Annotated in this window: 22 protein-coding genes and 1 tRNA gene; 6 read left to right on the top strand and 17 right to left on the bottom strand. The window is 70.6% G+C overall.

Annotated elements, in window-relative coordinates:
* Window positions 1-29: 29 nt before the first annotated feature.
* The 4 genes from tmk (at window position 30) to ACFYVL_RS27945 (ending at window position 6,617) form a co-directional block, all read left to right on the top strand.
* Window positions 30-3,302 carry a dTMP kinase gene (gene tmk, locus ACFYVL_RS27960; RefSeq protein WP_389249539.1) on the top strand — a complete coding sequence of 1,091 codons (3,273 nt, stop codon included), beginning with the start codon at window positions 30-32 and terminating at the stop codon, window positions 3,300-3,302.
* 172 nt (window positions 3,303-3,474) lie between these two features.
* Window positions 3,475-4,680, top strand: coding sequence for a DNA polymerase III subunit delta' (locus tag ACFYVL_RS27955; protein ID WP_389249537.1), 1,206 nt, complete (start codon window positions 3,475-3,477; stop codon window positions 4,678-4,680).
* A 164-nt stretch (window positions 4,681-4,844) separates the two neighbouring features.
* On the top strand, window positions 4,845-6,431 hold the full coding sequence (locus tag ACFYVL_RS27950) for an alpha/beta hydrolase (RefSeq protein ID WP_389249535.1): 1,587 nt from the start codon (window positions 4,845-4,847) through the stop codon (window positions 6,429-6,431).
* A gap of 112 nt (window positions 6,432-6,543) precedes the next feature.
* Window positions 6,544-6,617, top strand: a tRNA-Thr gene (locus ACFYVL_RS27945).
* A 43-nt stretch (window positions 6,618-6,660) separates the two neighbouring features.
* Here the strand turns inward: ACFYVL_RS27945 and ACFYVL_RS27940 are convergent.
* The gene (locus tag ACFYVL_RS27940; protein ID WP_389249533.1) at window positions 6,661-8,433 is read right to left on the bottom strand and encodes a tyrosine-type recombinase/integrase; all 1,773 of its coding nucleotides are present in this window, start codon (window positions 8,431-8,433) and stop codon (window positions 6,661-6,663) included.
* Window positions 8,430-9,158: a helix-turn-helix transcriptional regulator gene (locus ACFYVL_RS27935; protein WP_389249531.1), complete on the bottom strand. Its 729-nt coding sequence runs from the start codon at window positions 9,156-9,158 to the stop codon at window positions 8,430-8,432. The genes ACFYVL_RS27940 and ACFYVL_RS27935 overlap by 4 nt, the downstream gene beginning before the upstream one ends.
* A 90-nt stretch (window positions 9,159-9,248) precedes the next feature.
* On the opposite strand from ACFYVL_RS27935, the gene ACFYVL_RS27930 reads away from it, so the two are divergent.
* The gene (locus ACFYVL_RS27930; protein ID WP_389249529.1) at window positions 9,249-9,470 is read left to right on the top strand and encodes an integrase; all 222 of its coding nucleotides are present in this window, start codon (window positions 9,249-9,251) and stop codon (window positions 9,468-9,470) included.
* 9 nt (window positions 9,471-9,479) lie between these two features.
* On the opposite strand, the gene ACFYVL_RS27925 is transcribed toward ACFYVL_RS27930, so the two are convergent.
* The 7 genes from ACFYVL_RS27925 to ACFYVL_RS27895 all read right to left on the bottom strand — a co-directional run bounded on the left by ACFYVL_RS27925 (window position 9,480) and on the right by ACFYVL_RS27895 (window position 14,334).
* Entirely contained in the window at window positions 9,480-10,286 is an 807-nt protein-coding gene (locus ACFYVL_RS27925) for an aminoglycoside phosphotransferase (protein ID WP_389249527.1), read from the bottom strand.
* Window positions 10,287-10,375: 89 nt separating this feature from the next.
* Window positions 10,376-10,588 (bottom strand): hypothetical protein, encoded by a 213-nt coding sequence (locus ACFYVL_RS27920; RefSeq protein ID WP_389249525.1) that lies wholly within the window; start codon window positions 10,586-10,588, stop codon window positions 10,376-10,378.
* A gap of 3 nt (window positions 10,589-10,591) precedes the next feature.
* Entirely contained in the window at window positions 10,592-11,749 is a 1,158-nt protein-coding gene (locus tag ACFYVL_RS27915) for a radical SAM protein (RefSeq protein ID WP_389249523.1), read from the bottom strand.
* Complete coding sequence (locus tag ACFYVL_RS27910; RefSeq protein ID WP_389249521.1) at window positions 11,730-12,116, bottom strand: hypothetical protein; 387 nt, start codon at window positions 12,114-12,116, stop codon at window positions 11,730-11,732. Before ACFYVL_RS27910 ends, ACFYVL_RS27915 begins: the two co-directional genes overlap by 20 nt.
* Before the next feature lie 419 nt (window positions 12,117-12,535).
* Window positions 12,536-12,958 (bottom strand): hypothetical protein, encoded by a 423-nt coding sequence (locus ACFYVL_RS27905; RefSeq protein ID WP_389249519.1) that lies wholly within the window; start codon window positions 12,956-12,958, stop codon window positions 12,536-12,538.
* Between the two features lie 303 nt (window positions 12,959-13,261).
* Window positions 13,262-13,468: a DUF397 domain-containing protein gene (locus ACFYVL_RS27900; RefSeq protein ID WP_389249517.1), complete on the bottom strand. Its 207-nt coding sequence runs from the start codon at window positions 13,466-13,468 to the stop codon at window positions 13,262-13,264.
* 11 nt (window positions 13,469-13,479) lie between these two features.
* Window positions 13,480-14,334: a helix-turn-helix domain-containing protein gene (locus tag ACFYVL_RS27895; protein WP_389249781.1), complete on the bottom strand. Its 855-nt coding sequence runs from the start codon at window positions 14,332-14,334 to the stop codon at window positions 13,480-13,482.
* Window positions 14,335-14,669: 335 nt separating this feature from the next.
* Between ACFYVL_RS27895 and ACFYVL_RS27890 the strand changes: the two genes are divergently transcribed.
* Complete coding sequence (locus ACFYVL_RS27890) at window positions 14,670-15,026, top strand: ATP-binding protein (protein ID WP_389249515.1); 357 nt, start codon at window positions 14,670-14,672, stop codon at window positions 15,024-15,026.
* Window positions 15,027-15,500: 474 nt separating this feature from the next.
* Here ACFYVL_RS27890 and ACFYVL_RS27885 read toward each other — a convergent pair whose 3' ends face one another.
* The 8 genes from ACFYVL_RS27885 to ACFYVL_RS27850 all read right to left on the bottom strand — a co-directional run bounded on the left by ACFYVL_RS27885 (window position 15,501) and on the right by ACFYVL_RS27850 (window position 22,067).
* Window positions 15,501-15,848: a hypothetical protein gene (locus ACFYVL_RS27885; protein WP_389249513.1), complete on the bottom strand. Its 348-nt coding sequence runs from the start codon at window positions 15,846-15,848 to the stop codon at window positions 15,501-15,503.
* A complete protein-coding gene (locus tag ACFYVL_RS27880; RefSeq protein WP_389249511.1) occupies window positions 15,845-16,105 on the bottom strand; it encodes a hypothetical protein in 261 nt (86 codons plus the stop codon). The genes ACFYVL_RS27885 and ACFYVL_RS27880 overlap by 4 nt, the downstream gene beginning before the upstream one ends.
* 27 nt (window positions 16,106-16,132) lie before the next feature.
* A complete protein-coding gene (locus ACFYVL_RS27875; protein ID WP_389249509.1) occupies window positions 16,133-17,053 on the bottom strand; it encodes an N-acetylmuramoyl-L-alanine amidase in 921 nt (306 codons plus the stop codon).
* A gap of 73 nt (window positions 17,054-17,126) precedes the next feature.
* A complete protein-coding gene (locus ACFYVL_RS27870) occupies window positions 17,127-18,131 on the bottom strand; it encodes a hypothetical protein (RefSeq protein ID WP_389249507.1) in 1,005 nt (334 codons plus the stop codon).
* 35 nt (window positions 18,132-18,166) lie between these two features.
* The gene (locus ACFYVL_RS27865; protein ID WP_389249505.1) at window positions 18,167-19,054 is read right to left on the bottom strand and encodes a hypothetical protein; all 888 of its coding nucleotides are present in this window, start codon (window positions 19,052-19,054) and stop codon (window positions 18,167-18,169) included.
* Entirely contained in the window at window positions 19,055-20,158 is a 1,104-nt protein-coding gene (locus ACFYVL_RS27860) for a hypothetical protein (RefSeq protein WP_389249503.1), read from the bottom strand.
* A gap of 13 nt (window positions 20,159-20,171) precedes the next feature.
* Window positions 20,172-21,155 carry a hypothetical protein gene (locus ACFYVL_RS27855; protein ID WP_389249500.1) on the bottom strand — a complete coding sequence of 328 codons (984 nt, stop codon included), beginning with the start codon at window positions 21,153-21,155 and terminating at the stop codon, window positions 20,172-20,174.
* 9 nt (window positions 21,156-21,164) lie between these two features.
* Window positions 21,165-22,067, bottom strand: coding sequence for a hypothetical protein (locus ACFYVL_RS27850; protein WP_389249806.1), 903 nt, complete (start codon window positions 22,065-22,067; stop codon window positions 21,165-21,167).

Raw genomic sequence — 22,067 nt, 5'->3', positions numbered from 1 at the left:
CCCCCCGCCCGGCCGGATAGGCTGGCGGGATGACGCGAGCCGAGCAGCCAACGGTCGTGAGCCCCACCTCCGACGCACTTGCCGCAGACTCACGCGAGCGAGCCGTACGGGCTCTTCTGCGCCACCAGCCGCTCCGGCGGCTGTGGAGCGCACAGCTCGTCGGCGGTATCGGGGACGCTCTCGCCCTTCTTGTCCTACTTCTGCTGACGCTGGAGGCCGCGGGCCCCCGGGGGTTCTTCGGCGGTGACTACCGCGCCGACGCCTTCGTCGTCGCCGCGGTGTTCGGCGCCCGCCTCCTCGCCACGCTGCTCTTCGGCGCCGTACTGCTCGGGCCGATGTCCGCGCTGGTGGCGCCCGGCGGGCCGCTGGACCGGCGGTGGGCGATGCTGGCCGCCGACGGGGTAAGGCTCGCGCTGCTGGTCGTCGCGCCGCTGTGGGTGGTCTGGCTGCCGGCCAAGGCGCCCGCGATGCTGCTGGTCAGCGTGTTCATCGTGGGAGTCGCCGAGCGGTTCTGGGCGGTGGCGCACGACAGCGCCGCCCCGGCCCTGCTGCCCGCGCCGCCTCTGGAGGGCGCTGCGGTACGGCCGCTTCCGGATCACCTCGAAGCGCTGCGGAAGCTGTCCCTCCGTACGAATTTCGCGGCGATTCCCATCGCTGCCGCCACCCTGCTCGTGGCCACCCTGCTCGGCCGGCTGCTCGGCGTCGGGCTCGACTGGTTCTCCCGGCACCAGGCGGCGCTGGGCTCATATGTCGCCGCCGGACTCTTCGCCGCCTCCCTCACGACCCTGACGCTGCTGGCGCTGCCGGACGCGCACACGCCGCGCCCGCGCTCCCCGCTGGAGGGGCTGCGCCGCCCCAGCACCGGCAACGGCCCCGACAAGGGCCGCACCGGGGCCATCCCGCTGCTGGTCTTCGCCTGCGCCGCCGTGACCTGCGCCATCGCCGCCGCCGGAGCCGTCTCCGTACTGCACGCGAGCGACCTCGGGCGGGGTGCCGCCGTCTTCGCGCTGCTGGTGCTCGGCCTGACCGCCGGTACCGCGATCGGCATCCGCAGCGCGGCCAAGGTGCTGCCCACCCTGTCGCGCCGCCGCCTGCTGTCCCTGGCCATCGCCGTCACCGGGGTCGCGCTGCTCGCCATGGGGCTGGTGCCCGACACCACCACCGTGCTGCTGCTCGCGCTCCTCGCGGGCTTCGCCGGCGGTGTCGCCGCCAACACCGGGCACACCCTGCTCGACCTGGAGACCGAGGACTACCGGCGGGCCCGCACCACCGAGCACCTCCAGGCCGTGGTCCGGCTGACCGCCGCGGTCGGCGTGCTCGCCGGGCCGCTGCTGACCGCCGCGATCGGCTTCCACCGGCTCCAGAGCGGAACCTTCGTCTTCGTCCGGGGCGGTGGCGCCGGATACACGCTGATGCTGGTCGGCGCGCTGCTGCTGCCCGTCGCCGCGCTCGTACTCGCGAAATCGGACGACCGGCAGGGCGTTCCGCTGCGGCGCGATCTGCGCGAGGCGATCCGCGGCGGGGAGCCCGAGCAGGCGCCCTCCGCGACCGGCTTCTTCATCGCTCTGGAGGGCGGCGACGGCGCGGGCAAGTCCACCCAGGCCAAGGCCATCGCCGACTGGATAAGGGCGAAGGGCCACGAGGTCGTGGTGACGCGGGAGCCGGGTGCGACGCCGATCGGCAAGCGGCTGCGGTCCATCCTGCTGGACGTGTCGAGCGCCGGTCTGTCGAACCGTGCCGAGGCACTGCTGTACGCGGCGGACCGCGCCGAGCACGTCGACTCGGTCGTTCGGCCCGCGCTGGAGCGCGGCGCCGTCGTCATCACCGACCGCTACATCGACTCGTCGGTGGCCTACCAGGGGGCCGGGCGCGACCTGGCCCCGACCGAGATCGCGCGGATGTCGCGGTGGGCCACCCACGGCCTCGTACCGCATCTGACCGTGCTGCTGGACGTGTCGCCGGAGACCGCGCGGGAGCGGTTCACGGAGGCGCCGGACCGGCTGGAATCGGAGCCTCCGGAGTTCCACGCCCGGGTGCGGTCCGGGTTCCTGACGCTGGCCGCCGCCGACGCGAGCCGCTACCTGGTCGTCGACGCGGGCCAGGAGCCCGAGGCGGTCACCACCGTCGTACGGCACCGGCTCGACCAGATGCTGCCGATGTCCGAGCAGGAGATCGCCGCCGCCGAGGCCGCGCGCAAGGCAGCCGAGGAGGAGGCGCGACGCCTCGCCGAGGAGGAGGCCGCGCGCAAGGCCGAGGAGGAGCGGATCGAGCGCGAGCGGCAGGAACAGCTCGCCCGGCTCCGCGCCGAGGAGGAGGAGCGCAAGCGCCGCGAGATCGAGGAGGCGCGGCGTCGCGAGGCGGAGCGCCAGGCCGAGGAGGCCAGGCAGCGCGCCGAGGAGGCACGCCGGCTGGCCGAGGAGGAGCGGGCGCGCCGCGAGGCGGAGGCCAAGGCCAGGGCCGCCGAGGAGGAGCGCCGGCGCAAGCAGGCCGAGGAAGAGGCCAGGCTGCGCGCGGAGGCCGAGGAGCGCCGCCGCGAGAAGCAGCGCAAGGCGGAGGAGGCACTGCTCAGGGCCGAGGAGGCACGACGGGCTGCCGAGACGGCCGCTTCGGCCTCGGCTTCGGCGGCGACGGCCTCCGCGACGGCCGCGGCGAGGCGTGCGGCGGCGGGGGCGGGGAAGACCGCTGAGGCTGCCGAGACCGCTGGGTCGGGGACGGCGGCCGGTTCCGCGTCCTCCGGTGCTGCCGCCGCCGCTCGGAAGCCCGAGTCGGACAGCGAGGTGACCGTGCCGACCCCGGTCGTACGGCTGAACATGACGAAGGACGCCGAACCGGAACCCCGGCGCGAGGCCGCCGAGCCCGCTGCCGCCCCCTCCGACATGGAGGAGACGACGGTGCTCCCGCAGGCACCGGACGCGCCGCGCGGTGCGGCGGACGAGACCGCCGTGCTGCCCCCCGTACGTCCGGGGCAGGACGCCCCCGCGGGTGCGGCGGACGAGACGGCGGTGCTTCCTCCGGTACGGGACGGGGGGCCGGGGGACCGGGTTCCGCCGGGCTACTTCCGGGACGAGGCCGCCGGCGAGAGCGGGCCCCGGTCGGGCAACGACGCGAACGAGCGGACGCGGGAGCTGCCGCAGTTCGACCCGGACAACCCCGGAGGCGACCACTCCGACCGGCCGCGGCGGCGTTCCGACTGGGCAGAGGAGACCCCGCTGGACGACCTGCCGTCCCTGGCGGACGAACTGCTCGGCGGCCAGAACGACGCCGACGAGGGGCGCGGACGCCGGGGCGGACGCAGGTCCTGAGTCCGCTCGCGCGGTGAGCACCGGGCACGGAACGAGGTGAGAGGGGGAGTCGGCCGAGGCCGGCTCCCCCTTCGTTTCGCGTCATTTCCGCGTTGTCAGTGCTCTCGCCCACAATGGAGAGCGCACCCCGCACCGGAGGGCGCAGCGAGCAGAAGAGGGAGGGCGGGACCGGATGACCGTATGGGACGACCTCGTCGGCCAGGACCGGGTCCAGGAGCAGCTGGCCGGTGCCGCCAGGGACGCCGACACCCAGGTCACCCTCCAGACCGAGGGCGGTACCAGCCCCGACGCGTCCAAAATGACGCACGCCTGGCTGTTCACCGGACCTCCCGGCTCCGGGCGCTCCACCGCCGCCCGTGCCTTCGCAGCCGCCCTCCAGTGCGTCAGCCCCGACCGCGCGCTGGGCGGGGTGCCCGGCTGCGGGTTCTGCGACGGCTGCCACACCACCCTCGTCGGGACGCACGCGGACGTGGAGATCGTCCGCACCGATCTGCTGTCCATCGGCGTGAAGGAGACCCGCGACCTGGTCCGCCGGGCCCAGCTCTCCCCGGCGGTGGGCCGCTGGCAGGTCATCGTGCTGGAGGACGCCGACCGCCTCACCGAGGGCGCGGGCAACGTACTCCTCAAGGCCGTCGAGGAGCCCGCACCGCGTACGGTCTGGCTGCTCTGCGCCCCCTCCCTGGAGGACGTGCTGCCGACCATCCGCTCCCGCTGCCGCCACCTCACCCTCAGTACGCCGTCCGTCGCCGCCGTGGCGGACGTCCTGGTGCGGCGCGACGGCATCGACCCGGAAGCGGCGATGACCGCCGCCCGCGCCACCCAGGGCCACATCGGCCGCGCCCGCCGGCTCGCCACCGACGAGCGGGCCCGCAAGAGACGCGCCGCCGTGCTGCGCCTCCCGCTCCGCACCGACGACATCGGCGGCTGCCTCAAGGCCGCGCAGGAACTGGTCGACGCGGCGGGCGAGGACGCCAAGCAGGTCGCGGAGGAGGTCGACGAGAAGGAGACCGAGGAGCTGAAGGCGGCACTCGGCGCCGCCGCCGGGGGCCGGATGCCGCGCGGTACGGCGGGCGCGATGAAGGAGCTGGCCGACCGCCAGAAGCGCCGCTCCACCCGTACGCAGCGCGACAGCCTGGACCTCGCGCTCAGCGACCTGACCGGCTTCTACCGCGACGTGCTCGCCCTCCAGCTGGGCTCCTCGGTGGCCCTCGCCAACGAGGACGTCCGCGAGTCCCTGGACCGGATCGCCCGCGACTCCACGCCCGAACGCACCCTGCGTCGCATCGAGTCGATCATCGCCTGCCGCCAGGCTCTCGACCGGAACGTGGCACCGCTGCTGGCGGTGGAGGCGATGGCGGTGTCCCTGAGAACGGGCTGACCCGGGCTGCGGGGCGTCACCGGGGTCCGGGCTGCGAGGCGTCACCCGGGACCGGGCCGCGGGACGGCACCCGGGACCGTACGAGACGTTGACCCCCTCACTCGTACGGGCAACTGCACCCACCGGGAATGCACCCAACGTCATCACCCCACTACGCTCCGAGCATGGATACCAGCCGCCTGCTCCGTACGTCCGCCACTCTGTTCGCCGCGACCGGCCTGCTGGTCGCCGGCTCCTCCGGCTGCTCCTCGGGTACGTCGGCCCAGCCGAGCAGAAGCGTGTCGTCGGGCGCGCAGGGCCAGGGCGCCGGGCAGTCCGTGGACCCGGCAGCGCTCGCCCCGTACTACGCCCAGAAGCTGAACTGGAAGGAGTGCGGCGTCCCCGGTTTCGCGTGCGCGACCATGCTGGCGCCGCTCGACTACGCGAAGCCCGGCAAGGCCGACGGCGGCAGCGGCGACATCAAGCTGGCGGTCTCCCGCAAGAAGGCCACGGGCCCCGGAAAGCGCATCGGATCGCTTCAGGTCAACCCGGGCGGACCCGGCGGTTCCGCGATCGGTTACCTCCAGGCGTTCGCCGCCCTCGGCTACCCGGCGCCGGTCCGCGCCCGCTACGACATGGTGGCGGTCGACCCGCGCGGCGTCGCCCGCAGCGAGCCGGTCGACTGCCTGACGGGCCCGGAGATGGACGCCCACACGCAGGTCGACCAGACCCCCGACGACGAGGCGGAGGTGACGAAGCTCTCGGCCGATTTCCAGAAGTTCGCGTCGGGCTGCGAGAAGCGCTCCGGGCGGATCCTCCCGCACGTCTCCACGGTCGAGGCGGCCCGCGACATGGACATCCTGCGCGAGGTACTCGGCGACAAGAAGCTCCACTACGTGGGCGCCTCGTACGGCACCTTCCTCGGCGCGACGTACGCCGAGCTGTTCCCCGACCGCACGGGCCGGCTCGTGCTGGACGGCGCGCTGGACCCCTCCCTGGACGCCCGCGACATGAACCGCGAGCAGACCGAGGGCTTCGAGACCGCGTTCCAGTCGTTCGCCGCCGACTGCGTCAAGCAGCGGGACTGCCCGCTGGGCACCGGCACCCCCGCCGAGGCCGGCACCAGCCTGAAGGCACTCTTCAAGGCACTCGACACCAAGCCCGTCCCCACCAAGGACAAGAACCGCCCCCTCGGCGAGGCCCTCGCCACCACCGGTGCGATCGCCGCGATGTACGACGAGGGCGCCTGGCCCCAGCTGCGCTCCGGCATCAAGGCCGCCCAGTCCGGCGACGGCACCCCCCTCCTGTCCCTCGCGGACAGCTACTACGAGCGCGATTCCCGCGGCAAGTACGCGAACCTCATGTACGCCAACACCGCCGTGAACTGCCTCGACCTCCCGGCCGCCTTCGCCGCCCCGGACGACGTCCGCGCCGCCCTCCCCTCCTTCGAGAAGGCGTCCCCCGTCTTCGGCGAGGGCCTCGCCTGGGCCTCCCTGAACTGCGGCTCCTGGCCGCTGCCCGCCACCGGCAGGGCCCACCGCATCGAGGCCAGGGGCGCCGCCCCGATCGTGGTGGTCGGCACCACCCGCGACCCCGCCACCCCGTACAAGTGGGCCAAGTCCCTCGCCACCCAGCTGACCACCGGCACCCTGCTGACCTACGACGGCGACGGCCACACGGCGTACAACCGGGGCAGCGACTGCATCGACACCGCGATCAACACATACCTCCTGGAAGGCACCCCTCCGCAGAACGGCAAGAAGTGCTCCTGACCCACCCGTGACCTGCGAAGAGTGCCCCGCACGGCCCGTGTGCGGGGCACCCCCGAAAACTGTGTAGACTTGGGCGCGCTGCTGATCGCACCATGGTGCGAACGGTGGCGGCGCCGCCTTAGCTCAGTTGGCCAGAGCAACGCACTCGTAATGCGTAGGTCTCGGGTTCGAATCCCGAAGGCGGCTCAGCGAAAGTCCAGGTCACATAGCCCGTGACCTGGGCTTTTTCTTATGCCGGGACGCGCCGGGGCCGGAACGCGATGATCTTCGCGTCTTCATGTGTGGCCGTTGTGTGGCCATCCTGATTCGTTGCCTGCTTGACTGGCCGCTCGACCACCCGGGCGAGCGCCAACTGCGCGAGCTCCTCGACGCTGCGGCCGTCCTGCTCGGCCGAGGCGAGGATCTGCGCGACGAGGTGATCGAGGGCGAGCTGCGCGACCTGCTCGATACGCGAGTCGACGGTCGCCTCGGTTGTGGCGGGGTCCGGCTCGGGGCTGCGCGGCGTGCGGCGCGGCACGATGGCGGCCGTCGCCTCGGCGGCGTCGCGCGCAGCCTTCGGCATGACCGACTGATAGATGTCCCGGGTGATCCGGCTCTCACTGTGCCCGAGGGTCTCGGACACGATCTTGATGTCGACGCCGGCGGCGAGCATGAGCGATGCGGCGACGTGCCGCAGGTCGTGCAGCCGGATCGGCGGGAGCCCGGAGACCTCGACGAGCCGCTCGAAATAGTCGGTCAGCCACCCGGGGTGGATGAACGATCCGCCGGGCATGGTGAACAGCCGTCCGGAGTCGACCCACGCCTCGCCGAACGCGAGACGCTCGGCATCCTGGCGGGCGGCTTGGTCGTCGAGGATCTCGTCGGTGTACTCGTCGAGGTCGATCACGCGCTCGCCACTGTCCGTCTTCGGTGCGTTCTCTACGACCTCCCAACCGTCCTGTACGAGCTGCGTCGCGACGGTGAGGGTTCCTGCCGCGCGGGCGCGGTCGGTGCGACGCAGCCCGCACGCCTCACCTCGTCGCAGGCCCCGGAAGGTGATCAGGTGGAAGAGTCCATACAGACGCTCGCCCGTGTCGGCGAGGAAGTCGAGGAACTGCCCTGCCTGCTCCGGGGTCCACACCATGACCGGCGATGGCTTGACGCCGGTCCGCAGCCACTCGGCGATGCGCTCCTCGGTCCACACGAGGGCCTTCGGCCGCTTGTGTGCTTCGAGCTCGACGTGCGCGGCGGCGTTGAAGATGATCAGCCCGCGCGCGATGGCGACGTTCAGCGCGGCGCGCAGCGTCGCCTTGATGTGGTGCTGCGTCGCAACGTTGGTCACCCGCCGGAACGGCGGCATCGCGGCGATGGTCTCCTTGATCGCCTTGCGGCGGCGGCGGTTCTCAAGGCCCTTCCACGGAATGAGCTTTAGCTCGTCGTCTGCGGCGCGGCGCAGGATGTTCGCGTCGTTGATCTCGATGTTCGTCTCGGCGATGGCGGCGAACATCTCGTCGAGGTGGGCCACAGTGAGCCGGTCGAGGCGGATGTGCCCGATCCGGGGTATGAGGTGCACGCGCAGGTCGGTGTCGTACCGGTTCTTCCCGCTGGTGCGCAGCCCCTTCTTTCCGTCGAGCCACAGTTCGAGCCACTCGCCGACGGTCATGTGCTGGGAGAGCGATTGGCCGGTCGCGAACTTGCGGCGCGTCTCGTCGTACTCGGGGATGGGGTCCTTGCTCGCCCCGACGGTTTCGAGCATGTCGGCGAGGCGTGCGCGGCCCTCGGTGTCGTGCTCGTCGGCGATGTTGAGCAGGGCGCGCAGCTTGTCGATGTCGGTCTGCGCGGCGGTCTTGGTCTTGTAGCCGCTGCGGCGGAAGCGGCGGCGGGTGCCGTCCGCGCGGAGCGGCAGTTCCTGCACGAGGCTGAACAACCCATGATTGCGCTGATTCAGCTTGGTGCATGAGCTGTTGAGCTGTTTGCCCTCGTCGTCGCGGCAGCCGCAGCGCTTGGTGATTGTGCCGTTCACTCGGTGTCCTTCAGTTCGAGGATGGAGGGGTCGAGCAGCATGTCGAGCCCTTTCATGTCTTCGATCAAGTCCGGTCGCAGGGAGGGGATGCGGAGGCCCGCGCGCGCCATGTCTTCGATTTGGTGGGCGAGTTCTTCGAGGCGATGGGTGTAGTCGGTCCATGCGTCGGTGCGGCCCTTCTGATCGGCTCTGCGCTTGTCGGATGCCTCGGCCCGTAGATACGCCTTGTGGACTGCCTGACGGCGGCGTTCGAACTCGGGGTACAGGGAGGCCGGATAGGCGTTCTCGGCCCATGCTGCGGACCATTTCGGGCCGTCCTCGCCGACGGGCTGTGTCTCGGGTACGTACCGGCCGTCGATGGGGCCGTCGAGCGTGGGGGTTTCCTCGCCGGTCCACCACTTCCACACGGTGTGTGTCTCGCGCGGGTCGCGTCCCGGGACGGTGGGCACTCGCTCCTCGCTCCCGAGGGGGAGGGCGAGCAACAGTGGCGGGACGGCGAGGGCGAGGCCGAGGGCGAGCAGTTCGTCGACGCTCACCTCGCGGCGGCGGGTGCCGTCCGGTTTCCGGCGGCCCGTTTCGATGCTGACGATCGCGGCGTAGGTGAGGCCGGTAGCGCCGAGGCGGTCACAGGCGGCGGCGAGCTGTTCGCGGGTCATGCCGCGACGGGCCCGGTGTCGGCGGAGTTGGGCGGCGATGGTGTCGCTCGCCGTGAGGTTGCTGTGCATATCGCACAGTGAAGTGTGCCTGTTGCGCAATGTCAACTAGGTTCGCTACCGTGCCGATCACGAACAAGGGGGTACACCTTGAGTGAAGAGATGACCCACGATGAGCTGATGGCGCTCCCGGTGACTGTGACCCTGGAGACCGCCAACAGGGCGTTGATGATCGGCAGGACAACGGGCTACAGCCTCGCGAAGCGCGGCATGTATCCCGTTCCCCTTCTCCCCGGCAGGCGCGGCTACGTGGTGTCGAGGTACCACCTGCACCGGTACCTCGGTGCCGCGGCGGAGCCCAGCGCCCCGGGTGCCGCTGAGTGAACGGGTGACCTACTGGCGACCTCGCCAGTAGGTCACCCAGTCATGTGCCAGGCGGCCCATGTTCTTCTTCCACGCCTCGGCGTCGTGGCGGGCGATCTCATCCCAGAGCCGGGCGTTCGCGTCGGAGAAGAGGGCGACGCCCTCGTGCGGTGCGGTTGCCCATGAGGTGAACTGCTCGCGTGCCCACGCGTCGGCGGCGGGTGCCCGGTGGCCGGCTTCCATGAGTCGCAGGATGAGCACCGCAGGGTCGATCCATGCCGCGCCCCGGGTGGGCCATGCCCAGTCGATGAGGTGCGCCCGGTCGTTGACGAGCATGTTGTGCGGGGCGAGGTCCGTGTGCAGCAGCGTGTCGCCGACGAGCTGCTCGGCACCCCCGGGGCCGGCGTAGCCGCTCCACCGGTCTTGGGCGAGCTTCATCGGGATGTCCGGGCACGGGGTTTCCTGGAGCTCGACCAGGGCGCGGGCGACGAGCGGGAGGTCGGGGGAGCCGGGGGAGTAGTCGGCGTGCCGGCCGACGAGACGCTCGTACCCGATCAGGTCCCACCCGGCGGCCTGGACGTGCCAGAGCAGGCGCGGGGACGCTGCGGGGAGGTACGGGGCGATGGCGACCTCGCGCTGCTGCGTACGGATCTGCGGGTGATCGAGCGGCACACCCTTGACGAATACCGTCGCATCCGCCGTGCGGACGGTCGCGGCGATGCCTGAGTTCGCGCCCGCGGTTGCGGTCGCGGCGCCCTGGACGGGGCCGGTGTGCTCCTCGACGGCGGCGCGGGCGACGGCGGGGAGGTCTTCCCAGTGGATACGGGTTACGGGCATGTGGGGGCTTCCTGGGGTGGACGGGCGAGCCGCCCTCGACCCTATGGCGGGCGAGGACGGCTCGGTGGTGCGTCGGGCCGTGTGCCGGTCTAGTACGGCTGGTCGTCGTCGGCCTGGCAGGAGCAGCCGAGGGCCTCGGAGAAGACACCGATGTTCGCGGTCACGCGGAACTCGTCATCGCCGATCGGGCGCGGGTTGATCGCGACCGGAAGCGGTCCGGGCTCGGCGAACTCGGGACGGCGCGGAGCGATGGTGACCGGCACGGGGCCGGTCCCGGTACGGGGCACGGTTGCGGTTGTCATGGCCTACCTCACTGGTTCGGGGTCGGGGTGCTGGCAGTACGTGTTGCGTGGTGCGCGCGCCTCCTGGGAGAGCTTCGCCATGGGGCGGCAGGTGGTGCAGCCGCCCGGGGAACCGTCGGCCTTTGGCTGGCCGAACGAGCACCCGGCGCACCCTCCCGTGCGGAGTTGCAGGCCATCGGCGATACCGCCGAGGCGTTTGAGTCCCTCGATGCCTTCCTGCATCAGCGGGATGTGGGGGTCTCGGCCGATCTTGCAAATGGACGCGTGGCCGAGTGGGTCGGCGTGAAAGAAGGTGTGTCCCGCGTTGCAGCCGGTGAAGGGCTTGCGCTGCCGCAGGAACTGCTCGGCCTGCTTCGGGAACGGGGTCGCGTCGCCCTGGATGGTGGGGGACATGTTCGTGAAGACGAACACCTCGCCGTACTTCTCGGCGAGCTGCTGCATCTCGGTGAACTCGTCGGCGTTGTCCTTCGACATCACGATGTTGAGCTGCAACCGCAGGCCGGCCTCGCGTGCTGCGTCCAGCCCTCGTGTGAAGCGGTCGAACGCGCCTCGGTTCTTGGTGACCCCGTCGTACGTGGCGGCGGTCGCGCCGTAGACGCTGAGCGAGAGGTGGTGGGGCGGTCGCTCGGTGAGCGTGTCGAGGATCTTCGCCTTGTGGAGCGACGAGCCGTTCGTCGAGATGGTCAGCATGATGCCGAGGTCGTAGGCGTACGAGTACGCCTCGGGGAAATCCCGGTCGATTAGGGGCTCGCCCCCGGTCATCTGAAGCCAGAGCACGCCGGCGTCGCGCATGATGTCGAGTAGCCGGATCTTGTCGGCCATCGGGAGGCCCTCGAACTTCTTGGCCCCGAGGTAGCAGAACGCACAGTCATAGTCGCAGCCGAGGTTGATCTCGTACGAGGCACGCGCCATGCCGTATTCGGACGGCGGGCGCACGATGACCGAGTCGGACACGGCGCGGTCCGGGGCGAGGGCGACGCCCCAGACCTGCGCGGCACCTTCGACGAGCCACTGAGGCGGCGGAGCAGCGGCGCTAGATGCCTTGCTGAGTTCGAGGTACCGGCCGAGCGGGATCTGCACGCCGGCGTCGTGGCCGGGGCGTAAGAGGTGGTACTCGTCGAGGAACGGGGACGCGATCAGTTCATGCGTGGGTGCGGGCATGTGCCCCCCAAGTGAGTGTGAACAGGGTCAGGGAGTGCAGGGTGGTGCGGTCGGAGGCCCATCGCCGCCACATCCGTACGAACTCGTGGTCAGAGCTGGGGAGATGCAGGGCGGGCGCGATCTTGTGGGCGAGCGTGCGCACGGTGAGGTCGTCGTACGGGTAGACCGAGAAGTCGCCCGTGTAGTCCGCAGTGGCGACGCGGGCGGCCCATCGGGAGATGTGGGGGAGCTCGGCGAGACTCCTCGCGAGGTCGTCGGCATCACGGAGGGGCCAGTCCGTCGCGCGGTCGAGGTACGCCTCGGCGGCGGAGCGCAGGGCTACGCGGTCGAGGGCCGCGCCGACCTCGGCGAACTTGGCGTCGGACATGGCCAGGATGGTTCGGGGGCCGGGCATCAGCGACATGGGGCCGGCGACGGTGTCAACGGTGTCTCCGCAGGCGCTGCACAACCTGCGGTAGACCTCGCGAGCGTCAACACCTCGTGCTTCTTGGCGCAGCACTGCGCTTGCCACGGAGTCCCACAGAGAGGGATTGGTGAGCCGTGCCACCGTGCCGAGTTTCGTCAACTCGGCGATGAGGGGCTGCGCTTCCGGCAAGAGAGGTAGGCGTACCGACGAGGTGTACGCAGGCGGCGGGCCATCCATCGAGGCGCTGTTAACCGGGCGAAGCACGAGGCTTTCGTCGAGCCAATGAGCCACCCAGACAACCCGGTTGAACTCGACGACGCGTAAAAGCTCCCCGTTCCGTGTGCGCTGCCACGAGGGATGGTCAACCATGATTGTGGTACTCATCTGCTCAATTCCAGTCGCAACGAACGGACTTGATCCATGCACGGGACCGTGCCGTAAAGCGGGAAACAGTCCTTCGGTGTCACGTGCCACTCGGCACTCTGCCCGCTACTCAGCAGGAGAGAAAACCCGCAAGGCTCGCCCCGGTCGAGTGCGGCGAGGGCTTGAATCCAACCGAAATTCGCCCACTCGGCGGCGCGCCCGATCTCACGAGGATTCATTCCCAGCATGTGGAAAGTGCGTATCTGAATCCGGATCGTTCGAATGGCATCCTTCGCGAAAGGAAGCATTTCAAGGGCGCGGGCTTCCGGAAGGGAACCCGGGGTCGAGCCCTGCATCAGCATCTCGAACCAGTAGCCGAGGTGGGGAGCAAGTACCAACCTTGCTCCCTCGGATGGTGTGGCCTGTTGTGCGGTGGACACGTCCCGCTCCTGTCATGGAGTGCCAGGGTTGTTCCCTTAGCTCACTGGCCGGAGGGTCTAGCCGGTGAGCGGCGGGGGCTGACAGGCTTCGGAGCCGAGTAAGGCGTGACGAAGTAGAGGCGGCTAGCAGGGGATACGTCCCCTGCTAGCTGTTCTGTCTGCCAGAGGTTGTGACCGTAGCGCTGCGAGTGCGGACGGACAAGGGTGCCCCGGGGCATACATGCGGAATGGCATATGCAAAAACCCCCCGCCCTGGTCAGGCGGGGGGCACACTTGCGGCGCGCGGGGGCGCGCGCTGGTTCGTCAGTTGACGAAGTGATCAAACTCGCCGGCCTTCACCCCCAGGATGAAGGCGGCCATCTTCTCGCGCGAGGTCGCGATGATGCTTTCAGGGTCGTCGCTTTCGCGCATGACGATCACGCCCTCGGCTCCGGTGCCAACCTCGACGCAGTTCTCTCCTCCGCCACCGGAAAAAGAGGACTTCTGCCAATTGATAGGCGATGTGCTCATGCCCTTTGTTCTCACATTTCTCGTGCGATGTGGTGGATAAGCTGCCGCGACTCGTCTGGGTCGAGGGATGCGTGCTCGGCGATTTCCAGCAGGGCCCTGTACTTCTTTAGGTCTGCCTCGGCGTCAAGGAACCTTCCCCCGAACGCTGCGTCGATTTGCACAGTGTCAAGCTGCGGTACAACCCCGTGCGCGTAGAGAACGGGTTGTGTTACTTCGATGAAGTCCTCACTTGTGAAGGGGATTACCCGCACGGTGACAGGTTCCAAGTGGGAAACCTCAATCAGATACTCCAGTTGTTCCCGCGCTACTTTTCTGCCGCCGAATCGCATCCGCAGGGCTGCCTCGTGAATGACTGCCTCGAACTGCGGCGGAACCTCACGTTCGAAGATGCTGATGCGCTTGCGTCGGTGTTCGACCCGTGCCTCGACCTCGTCCGGCGGCAGCTTGGGCGTGACACCTTCGAACAGACTGCGAGCGTAATTCTCGGTCTGAAAGAGGCCAGGCAGCGTGACCGACTGCATCGACCGCAGTTTGGTCGCGTGTAGTTCCAGCTCTGCGATGTCGAGGAATCCGGGGGCAAGGATGCCCCGGTAATCATCGAACCAGTGCTGTCCGCGATGCTCGGCGGCGATGCCACACAGAGCTGAAATGAGAGCCTCGTCAGCGCATGTGTAGAACGTCGCCAGTCGTCGAATGCGTTCTTCGCTCACGCCGATTCGGCCGGCTTCGATGTGGCTGATCTTGGCTTGGTCGGTGGACAGCAGGCCAGCCGATTCGCGCGCAGTCTTGCCCGCGCGCTCGCGCAGTTTCCGCAGTTCCGCGCCCAATCGAGCCTGCCGTGCGGTCGGGTTATCCCTCGGCGGCATGTGTCCCTTCCCCTTGTCTCCCTTGAGTTTGCCGGTAACGGCCGCGCCGGTCCACCTCCTGAGAGTAGAGGGGTGGGCACCCTTGCCCCGGAGCAAGGTTGCCCCCTATGGTCCACGTAGCACCGCGAAGCACGCCTGTAAGACCGAAGTGCAGCCGCTGCACGCCTAGTTGGCGTGCGCCCGGGGGCGGCCATTGCCACGCAGGGCGAGCAACGCGAGCAGCTCAGACCGCGTTGGGAGACGTCGAGATGATCGCAGTCTTAGCAACACCAGCACCCCCGCCCGAAGTGGGCGCGTACCGATTCATGGCCCCCCGTCGGAACACCACGCCGCGCGTGGTCCGTGACTGGGTCGCCAGCCTCTGCCGCGACGCCGGTTTCGAGGGCCTCGTCGACGACGCACGCCTGTGCGTCTCCGAGGCTGTGACCAACGTCGTTGAGCACACCCGCACTCCGATGATCGTCACCGACGTCATCCTGCGTGAGCGGAGCGTCGGCGTCACGGTTCACGACACCTCGCCCTACCCCGTCCCGGTGCCTCATGACCACCACTCCGACGCGGAGAAGGGGCGGGGGTTGGGCATCATCGAGAGCCTGTCCGCCAAATGGGGTGTGACGTTCTTCAGTGGGCCGGTCGCTGGAAAGTCCGTGTGGTTCCTGCTCGACGAGGGGGACCCCAGTGTCAGCAACTAGCCCCGTTCTCTGGGGCGTTGTCGCCCTCGCGATCGGCCTCGGGGTGTTGAGCCTCGTCGCGATCTACGCCTCGATGCCGGACCCTGCGCGGGCGGTGTCGCCGCCCCCCGTCGGGCAGCCGGGGCGTGTCTACTCCTGCTACTGCTTCGAGCGGCCCCTGCGGGTGCTGATCGTCGACCCTGCGGCGTCGATTCGAATCGACGTCCCTCCGGGCACTCGTCCAGCACCGGGCGGACGTCATGCCCGGAAGGCACCACCAGACCACCGCACCCGCCCGGATCATGTCTCCCACGTGGGGGCGGGCGGCGGAGGGAAACGGGGCGCACCTCCCGTACGGGCAGCCGCATAGGCGTGTCCGCACGGTGACCCCGAAGAGTGGGCCCGTACCTGCGGCCGGTACGGGTCCACTCCCATGCCCACCAACGGCAGAGACGCCCCCGTACCGGCACGAGGCCGGTACGGGGGCGTTCTGCGTTACGGGGTGGGGGTGTCGTCCGTGAGTTGGGCGGTGCGCTGGTCGACTCGGTCGACGGCGTCCCGGAGGCTTCCGCCGCTGTTGGGATGCAGCTCGTGCTCGACGGCGGCGAGCTGCTCCTCGATGGCACCGAGGCGGGTCATCACGCCGGGGCGGGCGGGTACTCCGGGCCGTGCCTCGGTTCCCTGCCAGTCGTCGACGAAGTCCTCTACCCGGCGGGCGAGTTGGCGTAAGGGCCGGATGGCTCGCCAGACCACGGCAAGCGCGCCGGCCGTGGCGACGATCGCCCCGCACCAGAGCACGACGGCGTCGACCTCGGCGACACCGGTCGGTGCGGCACTGTTCACTCGTCGCGGCCCTTCTGGTGCAGGGCGAGCAGCTCGTCGTCGGTGGACGGCTCGGCGCGCAGCCACGTGGGCAGCAGGGCCTCGACGACCGGGAGCCGCATCACGCGCGTGATGCCGCCCGCCACGGCCAGGGCGACACCGACACCAGCGGCTGTCTGCGGAATGCCCGAGGCGTCGAGGATGAGCGGCAGGCCGGCCGTGAGGGCGAGCGCGGTCTGCACGACGGTACGTACGGTGCGGCGGGACGCGTCAGTCATGGGGAACTCTCCTTCTGTAGGGGGGTGCTACTTGCCGTGGGCGAGGCGGTGCAGGAATGCCCAACCGCGGGTGCCGATCGCTGGGTCGTACGCCGTGCCGATCGCCCGGTAGGCAGGGTGGGCGTTGTGGAAGCGCGCGACGCTCGTCTGCGTCGACGGCCCGTAGTTGTCCGACTCGACGACGTTCTTCGCCATGAATCCGGCGGCCTTGAGCGCGCGCTGCAACCCCCGGGCCGAGGGTGTCGCCTTGCCCGGGGCGAGGCCGATCGGGAACGGCGGCGGCGCGTACGGCGGCCTCGGCCGAGGCGGCGGCGAGGGCCTGCCCGGGGTGGCGGCGAGCAGCTCGGCGACGCGCGTACGGATGCGGTCCATGGTGAGCGGCGGGCCGTCGAGCCGGCCGATCGGTCCGCGCGGGTCGACCTTGCCGGGCTGCCACTCCGAGTGGCCGATGACCGAGCGGGCACCCCACCCGTGCGCACGGCAGAGCGCGGCGGCGGCGCGGGCGGTCGCCTCGACCTGCTGCTCGGGCCACGGGTCGCGGCCGTCGCCGAGGTTGATGCACTCGAACCCGTAGAAGCGCGAGTTGCCGTCGGTGTTGGCCTCGTTGTCGGCCGGCAGGGGCTGCTCGGCGAGGACGGCGCGCAGCACGTCGTCGTCGCCGAGGCCCGCGTGATTCGCGCGCCCGTACCCGACGAGGTGAATGCGGCCGGCCTTGTCGATCACGCCGTGACAGAGCGGGCCGGGCAGCGTCGCGTGTCCGTCGCGGCACAGCCGGACCGAGTTGCCGGTGCCCTCGGTCACGGTGTGGTGGATCATCACGCCGTGCATCGGGCCCCACGCGCCGTGGCCCTTTCGGTTGTGCGTGCGCCAGTTGCCTACCTCGACGACGTCGAGCTGCTCGCCGCGCAGCGCGGCGAGGAAGCGGTCTGCGGTGAGAGGGGTTGCCATGTGCGGCCCTTCCTTCGGGTACGAGAAAGCCCCGCCCGGGATGCCGGACGGGGCGAAGAGGTGGGGGAGGGGGTCAGGCGAGCGTGACTCGGGTGCCGGCTGCGTTCACGGCCTTGAGCTGCCCGCCCTCGGCGTACAGCAGCACCGATCCGGCCACGGGCGCGGGGGCGGCGGCGACATTGCGCAGCGCGAGGGCCCCCGCGATGGTCACCTTCGCGTTCGCGGCCAGGGTGGCGGAGCCGATGCCGAGATTGCCGGTTCCGCGGTCGGCATAGAGAACGGTGCTCTTCCACTGGTTCGCGTTGGACCAGGCGGCCAGCTCGAAGTTGCTGCCGGTGTCCCCGGCGCCCTCGGCCGTGGCGTCGACTTGGTACACCCAGCGATTCGCGTTGTTGGTCTGGAAGGCGAGCCCGCGGTAATCCGCGACGGGGGTGTTCAGGAAGAGGTACGAGCCGACTTGCCCATTGGCGGGCATCGCCCCGACGTCGGCGGCGGCCAAGGTGATGGCAGCCGCGCTCTTGCCGTTCACGGACTGCACCACCCCGGGTGCACCAGCGGCACCCGGTGCGCCGTCCTTGCCGGGCGTCCCCGGAACGCCCTGCGCTCCGGTTGCTCCGGTCGCCCCGCGTGGGCCGACGAGCGAGGCGAGCCAGGCAACCGAGGTTCCGACGTACCCGCCCGCGACGGCGACCTCGTACGCCGACTGTCCGCGCTCGCCGCGCGGCCCCTGCGGTCCGATGACGCCGACATAGTTCGGCTTGGTCGGGTCGGTCGGGGCGACGTCGGCGAGGTCGACGACCGGCCGCGCCCGGGGGAGCAGCAGTTGATAGGTGCGGCCGGTCGGGATTCCGGCGAGCTGCTCCGACACGGTGTACGACCAGCCGCTCGGGTCCATGCCCGGGGCGTCGGTGGCGGGGAGCGTCGCCGATATCTGGCCCTGCGCGTCGAGCTGGGCGACCACGGGGCCGCCGAGGATGACGTCGGCGGCGGGAAACGTGAGCTGCGCGGGCGCGCGGAAGGTCACGGCCCCGGACAGGGGGCGCCCTTCGGGGGTGAGGAAGCGACCGGAGACGGTCACGGTGGGGATGCTTTCGGGGAGCAGGGCACGCCTCCTTAGTCGTCGATGGTGCGCAGTCCCGGCTCGACCGGCCCCGGGGCGGCGGTGCCCTCGTCGGCCGGGGTGCGGAGGGCGGCGAGCTGCGGCGTCTCCGCTTCGGCTGCGGCGGCGCGGGCGGCGGCGGGCGGCGGGTCGGGTGTCTCGGCTGCGGTGAAGGTGTGCCGCTGGTAGCCGCCGAGAACAACGGTCATCGCCTGCCCGGTGCCCTTGCTGACGTGGTGGCGCAGCCGCCACATGGTGTGGGTGAAGTGGGGGATGCCGTGCATGGGGCGGGTGAGCTCGCGCGCTTCCCAGCGTCCGGCGGCAGTCCCGGTGACCGTCCAGGTCTCCCAGTTCTCCCAGTCGCCGCCCGGGGGTCGGGTCTCGATGTCGACGGTCACGGTCGCGTTCGGCGGTGCGTAGACCTCGGCGGCGACGTAGAACACGGCGCACTGCACCCGGCCGAGGGCGATCCATGCCGTCACCGGGTTGGCGCTGGAAGTGGTCGGGTAGCTCGGCTGCCACGGAATCGGGATGGACGGCCGGCCGAGGTACTCGTCGGAGTAGTAGTCATCCATGACCACGGCGGCGCCGTTGCGGCTGAAGATGCGCACCATCTGCTTGGTCTCGTCGCCGGTGTAGGTGTTCGCTCCGACGCCGAGCGCGGGCGAGCCGTTGTCCCTGCGCAGCCGCACGAACCAGTCGCCGGCCGCAGACTGCCCGGTTTCCACGATGTTGGTGCCGTCAGGGTCCTGGACGAGCAGGCGCCCGCCCTCGCCGACGGTCACATCGCCGTGCAGGACCTGGTCGAGGGCGGGGCGGATCTGCGCGCGCCCGGTGAGCTGCCGCACCTGTTGCTCAAGGGCACGGATGCGGTCGAGCAGGTCGAGCGGTATCGCTGCCATTCAGGCGGCCTCCAAGAAGAGTCGGGCGGTTTCGGGGCGGCCCCGCAGCGGCGGCGAGACGGCGATGCCGACTACGCGGTACCGCTCGTCGAGGCCCTCGGCGAACCAGTCGTCGCGGATGCGCAGGCGAACAATCACGCCGAGCAGGGCGGGGGAAAGGGCGATGCGGCCGAGGGCGACGGTCACCTCGGGAATCGTCTGCGGGCGGCGTGCGGCGGCGAGGTCGGCGCGGGCGTGCGCGTCGAGGGTGCGCTGCTCGGTCACGGTGGAGTGGTCCGAGGTGCCGTCGAGGCGTGGCCACCCGGCGGCGATTCCGTCCCGGTCGACGAGCAGCTCGGACAGCAGCGGCACGGACTCGGCGGCCTGGTTGCGGTTGTCGGTGGCGCCGCGTGTCTGCCACGCCGTGGCCTGCACGGTGGCGTCGACCGGCCACCCGTACGAGAGGACCGGGCCGGGGCGGTCGAGAACGACCTCGCTCGTACCGGCCTGGATGATGGGGGAGCCGAGTTGCAGCCGCTTGACGCGCCGGCCGCTTCCGGGGTCGCGGAAGCTCATGATGCGCCACTCGAACCCGCCCTCGACGGAGGCGAGTTGGTCGATCAGTTCGCCGATGCGCGGCTGATCGTAACGGCGGTACGTGCGGTCGCGGAGCGTCCCGGACGGCTCGGCCCCGTACTCGATGCCGATGTCGCCGCCCTCGGTGTTCTGCGCGTACGCGATCAGCCCCCGCACGATGTCGTACTGGTCTGTCTGTTTGGCCTCTTGGGTGTGAAAGACGCTGCGGTGTTCGAGGTAGCTCGCCCACCCGGCGGCCTGCACCTGAAGCCCGAGACGCCCCCGCTCGTCTCCGGTGAGGTTCGCGGTCCACAGGATGCCGCCCCACCAGATTTCTCGCCCCCGCTCGATCCACAGGGCCGTGCGCCCCGGTTCGACGGCGGCGCGGGCGCGGGCGGCGATGCTGCGGTTCGGCAGGGGGACGGTCGCGGTCGCGGACCCGATCTTGCCTATGTAGTCGTCGAGGGAAAGCTCGGTGAGGGGCAGCACGTCGAGGACTTGGTCGCTGCGCAGATCACACAGGACGGCGCGGTAGGTCGAGGCGTTCAACGGCACCCCCTCGTCAGGCGTCGAGCGGGTAGAGCACGCCGTGCAGCGAGGCCCAGTTCGTCAGGCCGGGGCTCACGATGAGTTTCAGCAGTCCGCCAGTCTGAAAGTCGGCCTTGATGTCGACGCCGCCGGCGGCGATGGGAACGGAGATGAGGGAAGCGGGCCGACAGGCGGCGGGGACGGGCCCGGCGAGCGGGTACGTGGTGTTCGGCGGGTTGCCGTTCGCCGCCCAGGAGACGCCGCCGCGCCACTGCATGTGAGGTACCCCGGAGATCATCAGCCGCCGGTACCGCACGGTTCCCTGTGCGTTGCCGGCGTTGGTGTAGCCCGAGGCGAGGGTGACCGGGGTCCAGCCGACCGACACGTCGAGGGGCTGCCACGCCGTCCCGTCCCATCGGTCCAGACCGCTGCCGTTGTCGCGGTACTGTCCCGGGTAGCTTCCGGCGTACGAGGCGCCCCACCCCCGGGGGATGATCCCGCCGTACGAGGCGGTGTAGTGGCGGCGATCGGCGAGCGCGGACCCCCAGGTGATGCCGCCGGTACCGGCCGAGGTTCCCGCCGGAACGGTGACGTCCCACAGCCGCAGCGAGGCGGGCGGAAGGTTCGGCGGTTGCGGGGTGGCGAGCGGTTCCCCCTGCACGATCTCGACGCGGGCGAGGGTCTGCTCGTTCACGTCGTACAGGCCGTCGAGGACGCGCAGCACGACCGAGTCGATACGGGCGTACTGCGCGTTCCCGTCGGCGAGCGTGAGCGTCTCGGGCGACGTCACGGCGACCGGGTAGGCGCCTTGGGCGGCGGTGCCCTGCACCAGGGCGCGGCCGGTGGCGACCTGTACCTGCATCGCGGCGACGCCGGACGCGTTCAGCGGATTCCCGCCGGCGATCACCCCGGAACGGCTCGTCATGGCCGAGTCGGGCACCATGACCCCGGTCGGGGCGAGGCGGGTGTCTTCCCGTGTCTGGCCGTTGGGCAGCAGCCATGCGGCGCGCACAGTCACGGCGTCTCCTTACCAGTAGGCCGAGCGCCACCGCAGGGAGCAGGCGGCGCGCGGAGAGGTAGACCCCGGGGCCGCGCGGAACGCGAGCGAGGACGTACCGCGGGCGAGAAAGAAAAGCTGCTCGGGCACCGAGCGGGCGGTCGCGGTGTAGAGACGCGAGGCGGTGCCATTGAGCGTGACGGTTCCGGCTGCGGTGTCGACGAGCAGCACGTCGTCGGGGGCGAGCTCGATGTCGTACTCGATCGCCTCACCCGTGCCGAGATTCATCAGGGAGGGCAGCGCGACCGGTCCCCGGAAGGTGATCAGGGGGTGCGCGAGGGCATCGCCCCCGTTGACCGCCACGACCGTGCCGGTACTGCCCGGGGCCCCGAACTCCATCGGGTAAGTGAGCCGCTCGGGACCGGGGGCGAGGTGCCAGTCGAGCCCCGGCTCGGCGACCGGCAGACGAGCCTCGACGTGCTGCTCGATCAGGCTGTACCGGCGGGGGTCGGTCGCCTCGAACTGCAAGGCGCCGTCCGTGACGACACCGATCGCGTACCCGCCGGCGGTAACGGGTATCGCGCTGCGCAGGCAGCGCGCCCAGCACAGCAGCGGCGGCTCGTCGTCCAGCTTGATGACGAGCGGCAGCTCGTCGTCGCGCAGCGCCGTTCCTGCCTTCAACTCCCTTACGACTGAGCTCATCCGGCCCGGTTCGGTGCGCAGCACCATGCCGTCGAGCGTGACCGTGCGGACCTGCGCGAGCAGGTGCCCGGGGTAGGCGCCGTGACCGTCCGCCCGGTTGACGTTCCCCGAGTCGGTACCGGTCGTGTCCTCCCATCCTTCGAGCTCCGTCCAGCGGTAGGGGGTGGAGGGGCCGAGCAGCAGGTCGCCGAACTGGATGTGTCCGGGGCGGGTGACGAGGTCGCCAGCCAT

The sequence above is a fragment of the Streptomyces sp. NPDC004111 genome, assembly GCF_042874215.1.
Lineage (GTDB): Bacteria > Actinomycetota > Actinomycetes > Streptomycetales > Streptomycetaceae > Streptomyces.
The sequence above is the reverse complement of the archived record's forward strand: the minus strand, read 5'-3'. Positions and strand labels throughout refer to the sequence as shown.

Bases quoted from the DNA above. Each gene is read 5' to 3' on its own strand.
- ACFYVL_RS27915 (WP_389249523.1), bottom strand. From the start codon at position 11,749: ATGCCCGCACCCACGCATGAACTGATCGCGTCCCCGTTCCTCGACGAG.
- ACFYVL_RS27935 (WP_389249531.1), bottom strand. From the start codon at position 9,158: ATGCACAGCAACCTCACGGCGAGCGACACCATCGCCGCCCAACTCCGC.
- ACFYVL_RS27865 (WP_389249505.1), bottom strand. From the start codon at position 19,054: ATGGCAGCGATACCGCTCGACCTGCTCGACCGCATCCGTGCCCTTGAG.
- tmk (WP_389249539.1), top strand. From the start codon at position 30: ATGACGCGAGCCGAGCAGCCAACGGTCGTGAGCCCCACCTCCGACGCA.
- ACFYVL_RS27875 (WP_389249509.1), bottom strand. From the start codon at position 17,053: ATGGCAACCCCTCTCACCGCAGACCGCTTCCTCGCCGCGCTGCGCGGC.
- ACFYVL_RS27895 (WP_389249781.1), bottom strand. From the start codon at position 14,334: ATGCCGCCGAGGGATAACCCGACCGCACGGCAGGCTCGATTGGGCGCG.
- ACFYVL_RS27850 (WP_389249806.1), bottom strand. From the start codon at position 22,067: ATGGCTGGCGACCTCGTCACCCGCCCCGGACACATCCAGTTCGGCGAC.
- ACFYVL_RS27925 (WP_389249527.1), bottom strand. From the start codon at position 10,286: ATGCCCGTAACCCGTATCCACTGGGAAGACCTCCCCGCCGTCGCCCGC.
- ACFYVL_RS27955 (WP_389249537.1), top strand. From the start codon at position 3,475: ATGACCGTATGGGACGACCTCGTCGGCCAGGACCGGGTCCAGGAGCAG.
- ACFYVL_RS27950 (WP_389249535.1), top strand. From the start codon at position 4,845: ATGGATACCAGCCGCCTGCTCCGTACGTCCGCCACTCTGTTCGCCGCG.
- ACFYVL_RS27920 (WP_389249525.1), bottom strand. From the start codon at position 10,588: ATGACAACCGCAACCGTGCCCCGTACCGGGACCGGCCCCGTGCCGGTC.
- ACFYVL_RS27900 (WP_389249517.1), bottom strand. From the start codon at position 13,468: ATGAGCACATCGCCTATCAATTGGCAGAAGTCCTCTTTTTCCGGTGGC.
- ACFYVL_RS27910 (WP_389249521.1), bottom strand. From the start codon at position 12,116: ATGTCCGACGCCAAGTTCGCCGAGGTCGGCGCGGCCCTCGACCGCGTA.
- ACFYVL_RS27880 (WP_389249511.1), bottom strand. From the start codon at position 16,105: ATGACTGACGCGTCCCGCCGCACCGTACGTACCGTCGTGCAGACCGCG.
- ACFYVL_RS27930 (WP_389249529.1), top strand. From the start codon at position 9,249: ATGACCCACGATGAGCTGATGGCGCTCCCGGTGACTGTGACCCTGGAG.